The organism is Sphingomonas sp. 1F27F7B, from assembly GCF_005503355.1.
Lineage (GTDB): Bacteria > Pseudomonadota > Alphaproteobacteria > Sphingomonadales > Sphingomonadaceae > Sphingomonas.
In genome coordinates this window covers 132091-147052 of the sequence record NZ_SCMK01000007.1, presented here as the reverse complement: position 1 = coordinate 147052, position 14962 = coordinate 132091, and the positions used below count along the sequence as shown (strand labels likewise).

The following is a 14962-nucleotide window of genomic DNA, read 5'->3' as shown; positions in this document are numbered from 1 at the left end:
CATCGCCGGTGCCTCCCGGCCCGACGCTTCCGTGGTGGCTGTGATCGCGCCCGGCCCGACTCCTTCAGCCCACTCGGCAGCGCGGCCGAATGCGGGCTTCGAGCCGATCCGCCACCGAGCGGCGGATGGGATTGCCGGAACGGACCTTGCACCAGGTGTTGTAGCTGATGCCGAATTGCCGGGTGAGCACTTCGTCCGTCTCGCCTTCGATCTCCGCACGCATATGGCGAACCACCTCGGCGTCCACTTGTCGCACGCCGGCGATCCGGGCGGTACTCCCGTCTGATCTCTCCAAATGATCCACTCCTTCTCCGCACGCCCAGCACGCGATCCGTTCTTGGCCGCATGTCAGGGGCATGATGGGAACGGCTTCTAGGGAAGCCGGCTTTCATCCAGCTGTCGCGAAGGCCGGATCGCGTGCGGCCGCTATGGACGCTTCGCGGGTCCGCCGGCATGGATCAGCCGGTTCCAGTCGGCGAGGAAGCGTTCGCGCATCAGCCGGTCCTGTACGACGAGCAGGGCGGGGCTGACGGGGATGGCGCGCCGCAATTGCTCGGGCGTGCGCAGCGAGGCGGGAACGGCCATGTCGCGCCGCACCGACGGCATGGCGTGCGCGACCAGATGCGCCTGGCCGCGTCTCGAAAGCAGATAGTCGAGGAACAGCCGCGCGATGTTGGGATGGGCGGCCTTGGCCGGGATCACGGCGATCCGCGACATCAGCAGCGTATAGTCGCTGGGCAATACCACCGCGAGGTTGGGATTCCGCTTCATCTCGGCGATCGCATAGGAGCCGATGACATTGTAGCCGATCACCGAGCGCCCCTCTGACACGTCGTTGATGATCGCCTCGCTGGTCGAGAACAGCCGAACGCCGTTGGCGCCAAGCGCGCGGACCAGCGGCCAGGCGACCCGGCTCGCCGATTCGTCCTGGGAAAGATAGAGATAGCCGACGGCGGAATCCGCCACGTCATAGGTCGCGATCCGGCCGCGCAAGTCGGGCGCGCCCGATTCGAGCAGGCGCAGCAGGTCGGCATGGCTGGCCGGGGCGCGGGCCGGAGCGAGCAGCTTGCGATTATACACCATCACGATGGGCTCGGCGGTGATGCCCCAGGCCTCGTTCTTCCAGTTCGCCCAGTCGGGAAGGGCGGGACGCTCGGGTGAAGCGTAGCGCAGCGCATAGCCGTCGTTGACCAGCTTGATCTGCAGATCCATCGCCGAGGTCCACAGGAAATCGGGCATCTCTTCGCCGCTGCGCATCCGCTGCTCGACCAGGCGGTGGACCGGAAGCGCGTTCATCTCGCGATAGTCGATGCGGATGTCCGGATAGAGGCGCTGGAAATCGGCGAGTAATCCAGCGACGAGCGGCCGATCGGTGGACGACCATATCACCAGGCGTTGCTCGCTGGCCGCCGCGCGCGCGATCTCCGCGTGCTCGTCGTGCCACGGGTTGAGCGCGCCGCAACCGGCCAGCAGCAGGCAGCCGAAAAGAACCAGTCCGCGCATCGCCCAAATCATCCTCTGGACTTGGTCCGTGTCAATGGCTCACATTGGAAGACATGGCCCGTATCCTTCTCGTCGAGGACGATCCCGCTCTGGCGCGTGGCGTTTCCGCCATGCTGCGCAGCAAGAATTACGCGGTGGACGTCGTGGAGTGCGGCGAAGAGGCGTTCGCATCGGCGATGGATGAGCCCTATGCGCTGATCGTGCTCGATCTGGGATTGCCGGACATCGACGGGATCGAAGTTCTGCGCCGGCTGCGCAAGGCGGGTTCGAAGACGCCGGTGCTCGTGCTCAGCGCACGCGATGCAGTTGCCGATCGGATCACCGGCCTGGATCATGGCGCCGACGACTATCTCATGAAGCCCTTTGATCCGGACGAGATGGAAGCACGGATCCGGGCGCTGCTGCGCCGGGCGGCGGGGGAGGCTTCTCCGGTCATCAGGATCGGTGCGCTGGAGATCGATCCGGCGCGGGCGACGGCGACGCTCAACGGCACCGGGCTGGCGCTGCGCCGTCGCGAATGGGCGGTGCTGGAGCGGCTGGCCGCCCGGCGCGGCAAGCTGGTGTCGAAGGAGAGGCTCGCCGCCGAGATATTCGGCTATGACGAGCCGGTCGCGCCGAACGCGGTCGAGGTCTATATCGCGCGCCTGCGCCGCAAGCTCGAACCCGGCGGCCCCGAAATCCGCACCATGCGCGGCCTCGGCTATCTGCTCGACCCCGCATGACGAAATCCGCGGGCGCAACTCGCTCGCTGACCGCGCGGCTGCTGATGGGCGTGGGGTTGCCGATGATCGCGCTCGCGGTCGCGCTCGGCCTGGGCGGCGGGCTGATGATCCGGGCCACCGTCACTGCGGTGAACGACCGTATCCTCGAGGCAGCGGCGCGCGGGATCGCCGATTCGCTGACGATCGAGGAAGGCGAGATCGCGCTCGACCTGTCGCCGGCGATCTTCGGGATGCTGGAGAATGCGGCGCGCGACAATGTCTATTACACGATCCGGTATCAGGGCCGCGCGCTGACCGGCTATGGCGACCTGCCGCAGATATCGCCGGGAGGGAGCGAGGATGACACCGCGTTCGGCGATGCCCGCTATCTGAACCGCGACATTCGCATCGTCGCCAAGACCCGCCGGCTTCCCGGGCTCGATGCGCCGGTGCTGATCGAAGTCGCCGAGACGCTCGATGCCCGCAAGGCGGATACCGATCGCTTGCTGACCGGGCTGTTCGTGCTCGAGGCCGCGCTGATTCTGCTGGCGGTGCTGCTGCTGCCGTTCGCGGTGCGCTGGGGATTGCGGCCGGTGACGCGGATCCAGGCGGAGCTCGATCATCGCGTCGCGACCGATTTGACGCCGCTGCCGCTCCGGGCCGTGCCGATGGAACTGCGCAACCTGGTGAAGGCGTTCAACGCGATGCTGGGGCGGCTGGGCGGCGCGATGGCCGCGATGCGCCAGTTCACCGGCGATGCTTCGCACCAGATGCGCACGCCGCTGTCGATCCTGCGCACGCATGTCGCGGTGCTGCGCGACGCCGCACCCGGCAGCCCGGAAGCGGCGCAGTCGCTCGACGATATCGAGCGCGGCACGATCCGGCTCAACCATCTGATCAGCCAGCTGCTCGCGCTGGCCAGGGCCGACAATGCAACGCGCGGCGGCATTCCGGCGGAGGCGGTCGATTTGCGCGACATCGTGGCCGCCGTGGTGGCCGAGCAGCGCGACAATGCCCTGCGCGCCGGGGTTTCGCTGATCGTGATGCCTGGCTCCGAGGCGCTCGTGCGCACCGTGCCGGCGCTGGCGGTCGAATTGCTGTCCAACCTGATCGACAACGCCATACGTCATGGCAGCGCGGGCGAGGTCGTGCGCGTCGCCGTCGTCGACGGCCCCCTGATCCTGATCGAGGACGAGGGCCCCGGCATTCCGCATTCGGAGCGCGAGCGGGTGTTCACGCGCTTCGCGCAGCTGCCCCGCGACGCGCGCAGCGAGGGCAGTGGCCTGGGCCTGTCGATCGCGCTCTCGCTGGCCGAGGCGATCGGTGCCGAACTGCGGCTCGAGGATGGCGCGAACGGGGCCGGCCTGCGCGTCGCGATACGCTTCCCCCTGGCCTGAAAGCTTGGTGACAGGTTGGCGGTTTAGAGCTGCAGAGAGGAGGGCCGGCCCGAGTGGGCCGGCGGAGGATGCGCACCGGACGCGGGGAAAGCCGCGCTGAGGGCGACGGAAGGAAGCGGGCGAATATGCTGTCGATTCTGGCGTTTGCGATGGTCGCCACGTTCATGGTGCTGATCATGACGAAGCGGCTGTCGGCGCTGGTGGCGCTGATCCTGGTGCCGCTCGTCTTCGCGCTGCTGGCTTCTGCGCTGCTCGGCGGCTTCGACACCGGCTTCGGCAAGATGATGATGGACGGCGTCCGCGATCTCGCGCCGACCGGGGTGATGCTCGTCTTCGCGATCCTGTTCTTCGGCCTGATGATCGATGTCGGCGTGTTCGATCCGATGATCCGCGCGATCGTCAAGGCAGTGCATGGCGATCCCGTGCGGATCATGGTCGGCACCGCGCTGCTCGCACTGATCGTCTCGCTCGATGGCGACGGCGCGACCACCTACATGATCACCACCGGCGCCTTGCTGCCGCTCTACCGCCACATGAAGATGGACGTGCGGATGCTCGCCTGCGTCGTCATCATGGCGGGCGGGGTGATGAACATCCTGCCCTGGGGCGGACCGACGGCGCGCGTCATCACGGTGCTCAAGCTCGACGCCGCGACGGTGTTCCTGCCGCTGGTTCCCGCAATGGCGGCGACGGCGATATGGGTGATCTTCGTCGCCTATCGCTTCGGCCTCAAGGAGCGTGCCCGGCTGGCGGCGCTCCCCGCCGATGCGATCGACGACGATGCGAGCGCGGCCGAGATACTGGCCGAGGACCGGCACAGCCATCTCGAGGCGCGGCGCCCGCGCTTCTTCTGGTTCAACCTGATGCTGACGGGCGGGCTGCTGGTTGCGCTCGTGCTCGGCGCGATGCCGCTGCCCGTCCTGTTCATGCTGGCCTTTGCGGTGGCGATGGGCGTCAACTTCCCCAATCTCTCGCAGCAGCGCGAGCGGCTCGCCGCGCATGCGCCCAATGCGCTGGCGGTGGGCGGGCTGGTGTTCGGTGCGGGCATCTTCACCGGCATCCTGTCGGGCACGCACATGGTCGATGCGATGGCCGCCACGGTCACTCACGCGATCCCGCCGTCGCTGGGCGCCTATCTCGCGCCGATCACTGCGGCGATCAGCGCACCCTTCACCTTCTTCATCTCGAACGACGCCTTCTACTACGGCATGCTGCCGATCCTGGCTGAGGCCGGCGAGGCCTATGGCCTGTCCAACGCCGAGATCGGCCGGGCGGCGCTGGTCGGCCAGCAGGTCCATCTGCTGAGCCCGCTGGTCGCCTCCACCTATCTGCTGGTCAGCTCGGTCGGCATCGAGTTCGGCGAGCATCAGCGCTTCACGCTCAAATGGGCACTCGGCTCGTGCCTGGTGTTCGGCCTGGCGGCGATCCTCACCGGCGCGTTCCCCTTCGTCGCGGCCGGTGGCTGAGCCGGCGCGGGCCGCGCGTTTCCGGCAATGGGCGGCGCTGGTCCTGCTGTCCGTCACCCTGACCGGTCTGCTGGAATTGCTGCGTGCGCCCGCTGCGCTGCTGCTCGGGCCGATGTTCGCCGGGATCGCCGTCGCCGCACGGGGCTGGGACCTGTCGGTATCCCGCTGGCTGGCGATCGCCGGCCAGGCAGTGATCGGCTGCCTGATCGCCGGCAACATGGCCGGCGCGCTCGGGCCGGTCGTGTTGCGGCACTGGCTCCTCTTCACTGCGCTCACCCTGGCGACCGTGGGTGCCAGCGGCTTGCTCGGCTATCTGCTCAGCCGCTGGCGCGTCGTGCCCGGCACCGTCGCGATCTGGGGCTCGATGCCCGGGGGTGCTGCGGCAATGGTGCTGCTGGCCGAAGCCAATGGCGCCGATGCCCGGCTGGTGGCGGTGATGGTCTATACGCGGGTGGTGACGGTCACGCTGGCGGCGAGCGCGTTGTCGCTGCTGGTGGGGGCCCAGCCGCAGGCGGTGCATGCGAATGTCGCGACGGCCGGGATGGCCTGGTGGTTCATGCCCGTCGTCGCCGCTGCCGGGATGGGGCTCGCGGCGCTGATGCGCTGGCGCTCCGGAACGCTGATGATCACCATGGCGCTGGGCGTGGCCGTGATGCTCGCCGGTGCCCCGGCGATACGCGTGCCCGCGCCGCTGCTGGTCTGCAGCTTCGCGGTCACCGGCTGGCGGATCGGCTTGAGCTTCACCGGCGAGGCGCGCGGAACGGCGGCACGGATGCTGCCGCGCATCCTTCTGGCCGCGCTCGTGCTGGTGGCGTTCTGCGGCGCGCTGGCGGGGGTGATGAACGTCGCACTCGGCATCGATCCGCTGACTGCCTGGCTTGCCGCCAGCCCCGGCGGCCTGGAGTCCGTCGCGGTCATCGCCAACAGCCTGCCCGTCGATACGGCCTTCGTCATGGCTGCGCAGACCGCGCGCTTCGGGCTGGTGATGCTGGTCGGGCCGGCACTCGCGACGGCGCTGGCAAGGCGGCAGCGGGCGGCCGCGCATGATGCCGAGCGATGACAGGTTGGTGAAAGCAAAGCCGTGACAGACCCGCAATAACGGGCCGCCAATGGCCCGATAAAATTCGGACGCACGAAGCAGACCGATAAATAGGAGGGGATATCATGGGCAGCCTGCGCGGGCGCGGTATGCGCGCTTATTCTGGATTCACGAGCCTCGGTGCGATTGCGTTGTTCGGCATGCTGGCGGCGACGCCGGCATGGGCGCAGGATTCTGCGGAACCCGCCACCGTTGACTCCGCGCCGCAGGAAACCACCCCCGCCGAGCAGGGGCAGATCATCGTCACCGGCTCGCGCATCGCACGGCGCGATTATCAGTCAAACACGCCGATCGTCACCATCGGTTCCGAATCCCTCGCCGGTGCCGGCCAGCCCACGCTCGATCGCGCGATCGGCCAGATGCCGCAGTTCGCCGCGGCGCAGGGTCTGGCGCAGGTGGGGGACGTGCAGGCCCGCACCGGCTTCCAGGGTGGCCAGGCCTATAGCGACCTGCGCGGCCTCGGCCCCAATCGCTCGCTGGTCCTTGTCGACGGCCGCCGCCTGATCGCGTCGAACCCGAACGGCTCGATCGACCTCAACACGATCCCGATGGTGATGATCGAGAATGTCGAGGTGATCACCGGCGGCGCCTCGGCCACCTATGGTTCCGATGCGATCGCGGGCGTGGTCAACTTCAAGCTGCGCCGCCGCTACAACGGCATCGAGCTCGGCGCCCGGCGCGGCGGCACGCTCGAAGGGGACGGCGCGAATACGCAGCTGACTCTGCTTGCCGGCCACGACTTCGCCGATGATCGCGGCAGTGCGATCGTCGCGTTCGAATATGCCGAGCGCGATCGCATCGGCGGCGATGCACGGCCCTTCTTCCGCAACATCCGCCTGCTGGCGCGTCCGCCCGAGGGGCTGGTCGAGAACGGCCTGTTCGGTTCGCAGCCTACGGTGGCCGCGGTCAACGCGCTGCTCGCCACCTATCCGGGAACCACGCCGATCAGCGGCTCCGGCCAGTATAACGGGGCGATCGGCTTCAACACCGACGGCACGATCTTCACCACCAGCGCCGGCACCAACTGCGTGCAGAATTATCGCGGCCTGGCCACCGCGCCGCTCGGCCTCGGCATTACCAGCAATTGCCGGCAGGTCGCGGTTGCGCTCGGCAATTATTTCTCGATCCAGGTGCCGCTGAAGAAGTACAACGTCCTCACCAAGCTCGACTATGAAGTGGCGGACCGGATCACCGCCTATGGCACCTTCAACTTCATGCATTCGAGCGCGCTCGACAGCACTTCGGCGGGCTCGACCGGGCCGGGCAAATATCTGGTGGTGCCGCTGAACAGCCCCTGGGTTACCGGCAATCCCGCATTGCAGGCGTTGCTCGCGTCGCGGCCGGCGGTGCCCGGCGACCCGACCGCGCTCACCCGTGCGCTGTCGGTCACCAAGCTGCTCACCGCGTCGGGCCCGCGCTCGCAGACCTTCGAATATGACGTCTATCAGGGCGTGATCGGCCTGCGCGGAAGGATCCCCGGCACTGCGCTCGACTTCGATGTCTATGGCTCGATCGGCCAGACCCATTTCACCAACATCCAGTATAACGACACCAGCCGGGCCAATATCGCGGCGGTGCTCAACGGAACGGCCAACTTCACCGGATCGGCCGGCAGCTGCATCGGCTATGCGTGGAATCCGTTCGGCAACAATCCGTTCAGCCCGGGCTGCGAGCAGTTCGTCACGCGCGACAACGTCAACATCAACACGACGCGCCAGCAGGTGATCGAAGGCACGATCAGCGGCCCGATCTTCAAGCTGCCGGGAGGGGACCTGAGCTTCGCGCTCGGCGCAGCCTATCGCAACAACAGCTTCAACTTCAGGCCGGACAATGCGCTGATCCTCGGCGACACGCCGTCGTTCGACAATATCGTGCCGACCGGCGGCAGCCAGAAGGTCAAGGAAGTGTTCGGCGAGCTCGAGATCCCGGTGCTCAAGGACGTGTTTCTGTTCAACAGCCTCAGCTTCAACCTGGGCTATCGCCGCGCCAATTATTCGGGCTTCGGCTCGGTCGATGCCTATAAGGCCGATGCGGCCTGGCGGCCGTTCGAGCAGCTGCTGATCCGCGGCGGCTATCAGCGCTCGATCCGCGCGCCCAGCCTGGGCGAGCTTTACGCCCCGACCGCGACAGGCAGCATCAACATCGGCGCAGTGCCCGGCGCCGGCGATCCGTGCGACAGCCGCAGCGCCTTTCGTTCGGGCGCGAACGCCGCGCAGATCCAGGGCCTCTGCATCGCCCAGGGCGTGCCGGCGGCGATCTATCCGACCTTCACCTATGTCAACGACACCGCCTTTGGCAGCACCGGCGGCAACCCGAACCTGACGCCCGAAAAGGCCGACAGCTTCACCATCGGCACGGTGTGGAGCCCACGCTTCAACAGCCCGATGTTCCGCACGCTCAACCTGTCGATCGACTATTACAACATCAAGCTGCGCGACGCGATCGGCACGGTCTCGCTCACGCAGATCCTGCCGCGCTGCTTCAACTTCGACGGGTTGAGCAACCCGAGCTACTCGGTCAACAACATCTTCTGCCAGCAGATCACGCGCGATCCGCGTTCGGGCGCGATCTCGTTCGGCCGCGAAGGCGCGCTCAACCTTGCCACCTACAAGACCGACGGCATCGACGTGCAGTTCGACTGGGGCTTCGATCTCGCCGGCATAGGCCTGGGCGAGGATGCCGGCACGATGCGGCTCAACAGCGTCGTCACCTATACCCGCTCGTTCAAGGTCTCGTCGCTGCCCGGATCGCCCGTGCTCGACTATGTCGGCAGCATCGGCAACAACGCAGTGAGCCCGCAGATCGCGCACCCGCGCTGGAAAACGAATACGTCGCTCGGCTATACCAGCGGCGCCTTCACGATCACGGGGCGCTGGCGCTTCATCGACAAGATGATCCACCAGGACAAGGTGGTGAACCCCGCTGCAACCACCCCCGGCGTGCCCGCCTACAGCTATTTCGACGCGGACTTCACCGTGAACGTCAGCGATCGTTTCCAGTTCACCGGCGGCATCACCAATATCGGCAACAAGGCGCCACCCTTCGTCAGCGGCCAGCCCTTGACCACGGATTCGGCAACCTACGACATCATCGGCCGCTCGTTCTTCGTCGGCGCGAAGGTGAAGTTCTGATGCCGATCGGCGCCCCGGTGTCCGTCATCCCGCGCCGGGGCGCCGAATGAAACTGCTGGCATTGCCCGGCGATGGCATCGGGCCCGAGATCATGGCGGCGACGCTCACGGTGCTCCGTGCCGCCGATGCCGCCCATGGGATCGGACTCGAGATCGAGGAGATGGAGATCGGCCTGGCCGCGCTGGCGCGTGCGGGCACGACCCTGCCGGACGCGGTGCTGGAGCGGATCCCGGCGGTTGACGGCGTCATTCTTGGCCCGGTGTCGCACTATGAATACCCGCCGCGCCCGGCTGGCGGGATCAACCCCTCGGGCGAGCTGCGCGCTCGCTTCGCATTGGGGGCCAATATCCGCCCGGCCCGAAGCCGGCCTGGGTTGAGCCTGCTCGGCGACCGCATGGACCTGGTCATCGTCCGCGAAGCGACCGAGGGCTTCTATGCCGATCGCAACATGCATGCCGGGCCCGGCGAGTTCATGCCCGATCCGGACACTGCGCTCAGCGTGCGCAAGATCACCGCGGCTGCCTCGCGCCGGGTCGCCGAGGCCGCCTTCGCGCTGGCGCTGGAACGGCGGCGCAGGGTTACCGCGATCCACAAGGCCAATGTCCTGAAGTTGAGCGACGGCCTGTTCCTGCGCGAGGTACGCGATGTCGCGCGCGCCTTTCCGGGCGTGGTGCTGGACGAGATGATCGTCGATGCGGCGGCGGCGCAGCTGATCCGCGCGCCCGAGCGGTTCGACGTGATCGTGACCACCAACATGTTCGGCGATATCCTGTCCGACGAAGCGTCCGAGCTGTCGGGTGGGCTCGGGCTTGGCGGGGCGATCAATGTCGGGGACGGGATTTGCGTCGCGCAGGCGCAGCACGGCTCGGCACCGGATATCCAGGGGCTGGGCGTCGCCAACCCGATCTCGCTCATTCTCTCCGCGGCGATGCTGCTCGACTGGCGCGGCCGGCGCGATCGGGTGCTCCCGCTGCGATCCGCCGCGCGGCATCTCCAGCATTCGGTGGATCATGTCCTTGCCAATCCGGAGACACGAACGCGCGATCTGGGCGGCACTTGCTCGACGGCGGAATTGACCGGCCATCTGGTCGCGGCGCTGCGGGTTCTCGACGCATAGGCGACGCAGCGGCGATGCGCGCCATTCCCGACAGCGCAGACCGGCCGGCGGTGTTGGTTACGTCGCTTGTCACGGAGCCGACCCGCGCTTGTTATATTCCTTCCGCATAGGCGCGGCCCATGGGGATCGCGGGAAATTCGCAGGCAAAGCCTGCAAGCTGGCCTGTCTTCTACAGGCTGGCCGGAACGGAATTGTGGGAGCGTTTCTCGCTCCACGGCATGAAGGCGCTGCTGACGCTCTATCTGGTCCGGGAAGTCCTGGCCGAGGGGGGCGGGCTGCCCTGGGGCATGGCGGGACTGCGGGCGATGCTCGAGTCTCTGTGGGGGCCGCTTTCTCCCGTCGCCTTCGGGTCGCACATCTATGGGCTGTATGCGGCGCTGACCTATTTCGTGCTGCCGCTGGGCGGCCTGGTGGGCGATCGCCTCGTCGGCCGGCGCGCCGCGGTCGTGACTGGCGCGCTGTTCATCTCCTGCGGCCATCTGGCATTGACCGGCGAATATCTGCTGCTGCCGGCGCTGCTGCTGCTCATCGTGGGAACGGGGCTGCTCAAGGGCAATCTCGCGGCGCAGGTCGGCGAGCTCTTTCCGGCGTCGGACGGCCGGCGGGACAGGGCATTTGCGCTCTATCTCGCCTTTCTCAATATCGGGGTGATGCTGGGACCGCTGATATGCGGGCTGCTCGCCCAGTTCCTTGGCTGGGGCTATGCCTTCGGGGCGGCGGGTGTCGCCATGCTGGCGGGACTGGGCGTCTACCTGACCATTCCCGCCACGCCGCGGCATGAGCGCGTGCGGGCGGCGCCCGTAGAGGACCGTCCGTACCGGCCCGTGACCGCGATCGGGGCCATCCTGGTCGTCATCCTCGCCTTCTGTGCCTATGAGCAGGTATCCAATATCTTCCTGCTCTGGGTCTCGGACGAAATTCGCCTGACGGTCTGGGGGCTACCGGTGCCGCCGGCCTGGTTTGCCTCGGCCGACGGCGTCTTCACCGTGCTGATGGTTGTCCTGACGATGCGATGGCAGCGCCTCGCCGCACTGCGCGACTGGGACCGGCTGGCAATGGGATGCGCGGCGATCATGCTCGGCTACGCGTTGCTCGCCCTGGTCGCCGGAACGGGTTTGCGCTCGATGGTGGGGCCGCTGGCGGTGCTGCTGCTGCTCGACCTGGGCGTGGCGCTCGTCTGGCCTGCGGGGCTGGCGCTCATCACCGGCGCGACGCCGCAGCGGCTCGCCGGGGTGATGGTCGGCATATTCTACCTGCACGGCTTCTTCGCCAACCTGGTGGTCGGATCGCTGGGCGCGTTGTACCAGCGCGTGCCCAGCGCGACATTCTGGGCGATTCACGCCGGTATCGCGGGAAGCGCCGTACTGGTTTCGCTGGCACTGCGCGCGCTTGGCGGCGAGCGGCGCATGTTCCGGATATTCCGGCGCGTCAACACCGCGCCGTGACGGGATTGCAGCGGACCAGCGCGCCGCCCGGCAGCGCGGCGCGATAGACGAGGCGCTCCGGGTTCGAAGCGCCTTCGTACAGGTCGCTGCTGATCCATTGCGCGCCCGAGGCGATGGCCGTGTCCAGCCGCCGGCGATCGGCGGCCCGCGCTTCCTTCAGGCCCATGTCCGCGCGGGTTCGGACCAGGAAGCCCGCACGCACGAGCCGGCGGATGCGCCCGCTCTCCGGCACCGGATCCTGGATGTTGAAGACGGCCGCCTCGGCCTCCTCCTCGGGATAGAAGCCGAACATCGCCCGGCCGCGCAGAGAGGGGTGGCCGGCGCGATAGGCTTCTTCATGCGCGTTGCCGCCGTCGAGCACGAACAGGAAACGGCCGGCGGCGCGCGCCAGGCTGGGCCAGCGATGCGCCACCACGGCCGCGCGCAACGTCGGCAGCGTGCCCCGCACATCGTCGGGTGTGACGAGCCGCTCGCGCCCGATCTCCGCCAGGATATCCGCATCGAGCGCGGCGAGGTTGGTCGCATCGAAGCGTGCGCCCCCGGCATCCCCCGTATTGATCAGGACCATGACCGGGCCGTGGCCCGGATGCCGGTCCGACCAGTGCCGCAGGGTGGCCAGGCACAGGCGCAGCGTGAGGCAGTGCGTCTCCGTATCGATGCCGGCGATGTGCAGCACCTTGGCGCCCGGCGCGGCCATGCTCCGGCGGGTCGTCGCATCGGCGTTGCCATAGGGCGCGGCATAGGCGCCGCCAGCGGGATCGGGCGCGACGTCCAGTTCCAGCTGCCGCAGGCCAAGGGCAAGCTGCGCCTCCAGCGGCGGATGGCCATAGGCCAGGCCCGGCCATTCCGGGCTGGCCGCGAGCCGGGCGCGCAGCTGCGGCGAGGGATAGGGCCGATAGCTGTTGTGCGAGCCGATGAGCTGGATCTGATCGAGCCGCAGGTCGTCGCGCGGAGCGGGCGCTCCCCCCGCGCCGGCGAGGATCGCCAGCAATGCGAGCGCGCGCATCATGCCGGTTCTCCCGCCGGTTCGCTGATGCCTGGGGCGCCGGTCTCCCAATGTCCCGCGAGCCGGTGAACCGTGCCGTCGCCGGCCTCGACGCGCAGGTCGTACCACCGATGCGCCTCCACGGCGGCGAGCGGCACTGTCCCGGCCGCTCCGGGGGCAAGGCGAAGCCGGTCGACCTTCGGGGCCCCGTGGCGCGACGTGACGCGCAGTTCGACGGGCATCGCATCGCGGTTCGCGACATGAAGGTGCGTGGCCGCGCCGACGCGCTCGGCACGGCTGGTGAAGCGCGTGCCCATCATGATCGAGCGATGGAAGCCGTTCGGGCCGGTGACGCTCAGCGTGCGTTGTGCATGCGTCTCGATCGCCCAGGAATCGGCAAGCGACCGGCCCGCACCCACGGTATAGTGGCGCGGACTGCCATCGTCCGCGCCACCGGCGACGATGAAGACGGCCGCGCGCGCGCCGCGGTTGCGGAAGGTCAGGTGCAGGCGGCCCGCTTCCCAGCGCGGCTCCACCTCGAGATCATAGGGCAGGGCGCGTGCCGGGCGCGTGCCGGGTTCCTGCAACGCGGGCGCCGGCGCTTCCGCGACGAGCGGCTTCGCCTGGCGGCAGGCGGCATCGCTGTCGGCGACATAGCGGTCCACCGCCGGCAGGGCCGCGAACCACGCCACGTCCCGCCGCGCGGCGGGCGACAGGTCGAAATCGAACATCGACAGCAAGTCGCTGCACACTGCGCGCCGCCAGGGGCTGATGTTCGGCTCCTGCACCCCGAAGCGGCGCTCGAGGAAGCGCAGGACCGAGGTGTGATCGGCCAGTTCGGAATTCACCCAGCCGCCGCGCGTCCAGGGCGACGCGATCAGCATCGGCACGCGCGGCCCCAGGCCGACCGGCTCGCCGCGATACTCCTCGCCATGCAGGGCGACGGTGCTCGCGCCCATGCCCGGCAGCGTGGCGGGAAGCGGTGGGCTCATATGGTCGAAAAAGCCGTCATTCTCGTCATAGTTGAGGATGAAGACGGTCTTGGCCCAGACGTGCGGATTGGCGGCGAGGGCGGCGATCAGCCGGGCGCTGAGCGCCTGGCCATAGGCCGGTGGCGCGTCCGGATGCTCGCACATGTGGAAGGGTGCAACGATCCACGCCACTTGCGGCAGGCGGTCCGCGGCCACATCGGCGGCGAAGGCGCGCACCAGATGCTCCCCGCGCGAGGTGCCGGCATTGGCGCGCGTCGAGCCATCGGCCCAGGCGCGCGCCGCCGCATATTCGGCGCTGTCCTTCCCGATCCCGCGATAGCGCGCGAACAGCGCCAGGGGATTGTCGCCGTAATTGTCATATTCCTGATAGAGCTTCCACCGGACGCCCGCGGCAGAGAGACGGGCGGTATAGGGCGTCCAATCCAGGGCATGGGCCTTGGGATCGTCGCGGCCCATGTCGGCGGTCTCGTTCGGATCGACGCCGTCATTGGAGACGATGAACGCGCCGTCGCGCCCGACCGTCAGGCCGCTGGTACCCGTCCAGTGATAGAGGCGATTGGGACCGGTCGGCCCATGGACCGAGCAGTGATAGGCGTCGGCGATGGTGAACTGGTCGGCGAGCGCATAATAATAGGGCAGGTCGGCACGCGTCATATAGCCCATCGAGAAGGGGCCCTTCTCGGGCATCCAGACGTCCCAGTTCTTCCACCGGGCATGGCTTCCCTTCCAGCTGTGATCCAGGCCCTGCAGGCAGCCGGCGGCGGTGCCGCGCGTATCGAGGTGGAAGGGGCGGATGATCGCGCCGCCGTCCTTGTCGTCCTGCCGCTGCTCCCAGACGCTGCGGCCGGAAGGCGTCATGGCCGGGCGCGGATCGGCGAATCCGCGCACCCCTCGCAATGTGCCGAAATAATGGTCGAAGGAGCGGTTCTCCTGCATCAGGATCACGACATGCTCGACATCCGCGAGCGTGCCGCGCGGGCGGACGGATCCGGCAAGTGCCGAGGATGCAGCAGCCAGGGCGCCGGCGCTGGCGACGAAGGTGCGGCGGTCGATATGAGGGCTCTTCATGACCGCCGATTGCCCGATCTTGATTACATCCTCGCGTAATCCGATCGATTGTTGACCA

At 68.1% G+C, this 14962-nt stretch carries 11 protein-coding genes; 7 read left to right on the top strand and 4 right to left on the bottom strand.

All coding sequences use genetic code 11. The features are described from left to right. Window positions 1-64: 64 nt before the first annotated feature. A complete protein-coding gene (locus FFS08_RS08905; protein ID WP_137862960.1) occupies window positions 65-256 on the bottom strand; it encodes a hypothetical protein in 192 nt (63 codons plus the stop codon). A gap of 170 nt (window positions 257-426) precedes the next feature. After that, window positions 427-1503 (bottom strand): ABC transporter substrate-binding protein, encoded by a 1077-nt coding sequence (locus tag FFS08_RS08900; protein WP_171012540.1) that lies wholly within the window; start codon window positions 1501-1503, stop codon window positions 427-429. 53 nt (window positions 1504-1556) lie between these two features. Between FFS08_RS08900 and FFS08_RS08895 the strand changes: the two genes are divergently transcribed. The 7 genes from FFS08_RS08895 to FFS08_RS08865 all read left to right on the top strand — a co-directional run bounded on the left by FFS08_RS08895 (window position 1557) and on the right by FFS08_RS08865 (window position 11859). Next, window positions 1557-2225: a response regulator transcription factor gene (locus tag FFS08_RS08895; RefSeq protein ID WP_137862958.1), complete on the top strand. Its 669-nt coding sequence runs from the start codon at window positions 1557-1559 to the stop codon at window positions 2223-2225. Then, window positions 2222-3601 (top strand): sensor histidine kinase, encoded by a 1380-nt coding sequence (locus FFS08_RS08890; protein ID WP_137862957.1) that lies wholly within the window; start codon window positions 2222-2224, stop codon window positions 3599-3601. The genes FFS08_RS08895 and FFS08_RS08890 overlap by 4 nt, the downstream gene beginning before the upstream one ends. Before the next feature lie 125 nt (window positions 3602-3726). Next, on the top strand, window positions 3727-5067 hold the full coding sequence (locus FFS08_RS08885; RefSeq protein ID WP_137862956.1) for a CitMHS family transporter: 1341 nt from the start codon (window positions 3727-3729) through the stop codon (window positions 5065-5067). Next, complete coding sequence (locus FFS08_RS08880; protein ID WP_171012539.1) at window positions 5060-6127, top strand: AbrB family transcriptional regulator; 1068 nt, start codon at window positions 5060-5062, stop codon at window positions 6125-6127. The genes FFS08_RS08885 and FFS08_RS08880 overlap by 8 nt, the downstream gene beginning before the upstream one ends. 104 nt (window positions 6128-6231) lie before the next feature. Beyond that, on the top strand, window positions 6232-9297 hold the full coding sequence (locus FFS08_RS08875; protein ID WP_137862954.1) for a TonB-dependent receptor domain-containing protein: 3066 nt from the start codon (window positions 6232-6234) through the stop codon (window positions 9295-9297). Between the two features lie 46 nt (window positions 9298-9343). Then, on the top strand, window positions 9344-10414 hold the full coding sequence (locus tag FFS08_RS08870) for an isocitrate/isopropylmalate dehydrogenase family protein (RefSeq protein ID WP_137862953.1): 1071 nt from the start codon (window positions 9344-9346) through the stop codon (window positions 10412-10414). Window positions 10415-10533: 119 nt separating this feature from the next. After that, a complete protein-coding gene (locus tag FFS08_RS08865) occupies window positions 10534-11859 on the top strand; it encodes an MFS transporter (RefSeq protein WP_137862952.1) in 1326 nt (441 codons plus the stop codon). On the opposite strand, the gene FFS08_RS08860 is transcribed toward FFS08_RS08865, so the two are convergent. Together FFS08_RS08860 and FFS08_RS08855 are read right to left on the bottom strand one after the other, a co-directional pair. Then, entirely contained in the window at window positions 11843-12868 is a 1026-nt protein-coding gene (locus FFS08_RS08860; protein ID WP_212741975.1) for a Ca2+-dependent phosphoinositide-specific phospholipase C, read from the bottom strand. The two genes, FFS08_RS08865 and FFS08_RS08860, sit on opposite strands and share 17 nt — an antisense overlap. Next, complete coding sequence (locus tag FFS08_RS08855; RefSeq protein ID WP_137862951.1) at window positions 12865-14904, bottom strand: phosphocholine-specific phospholipase C; 2040 nt, start codon at window positions 14902-14904, stop codon at window positions 12865-12867. The genes FFS08_RS08860 and FFS08_RS08855 overlap by 4 nt, the downstream gene beginning before the upstream one ends. Window positions 14905-14962: the final 58 nt, after the last annotated feature.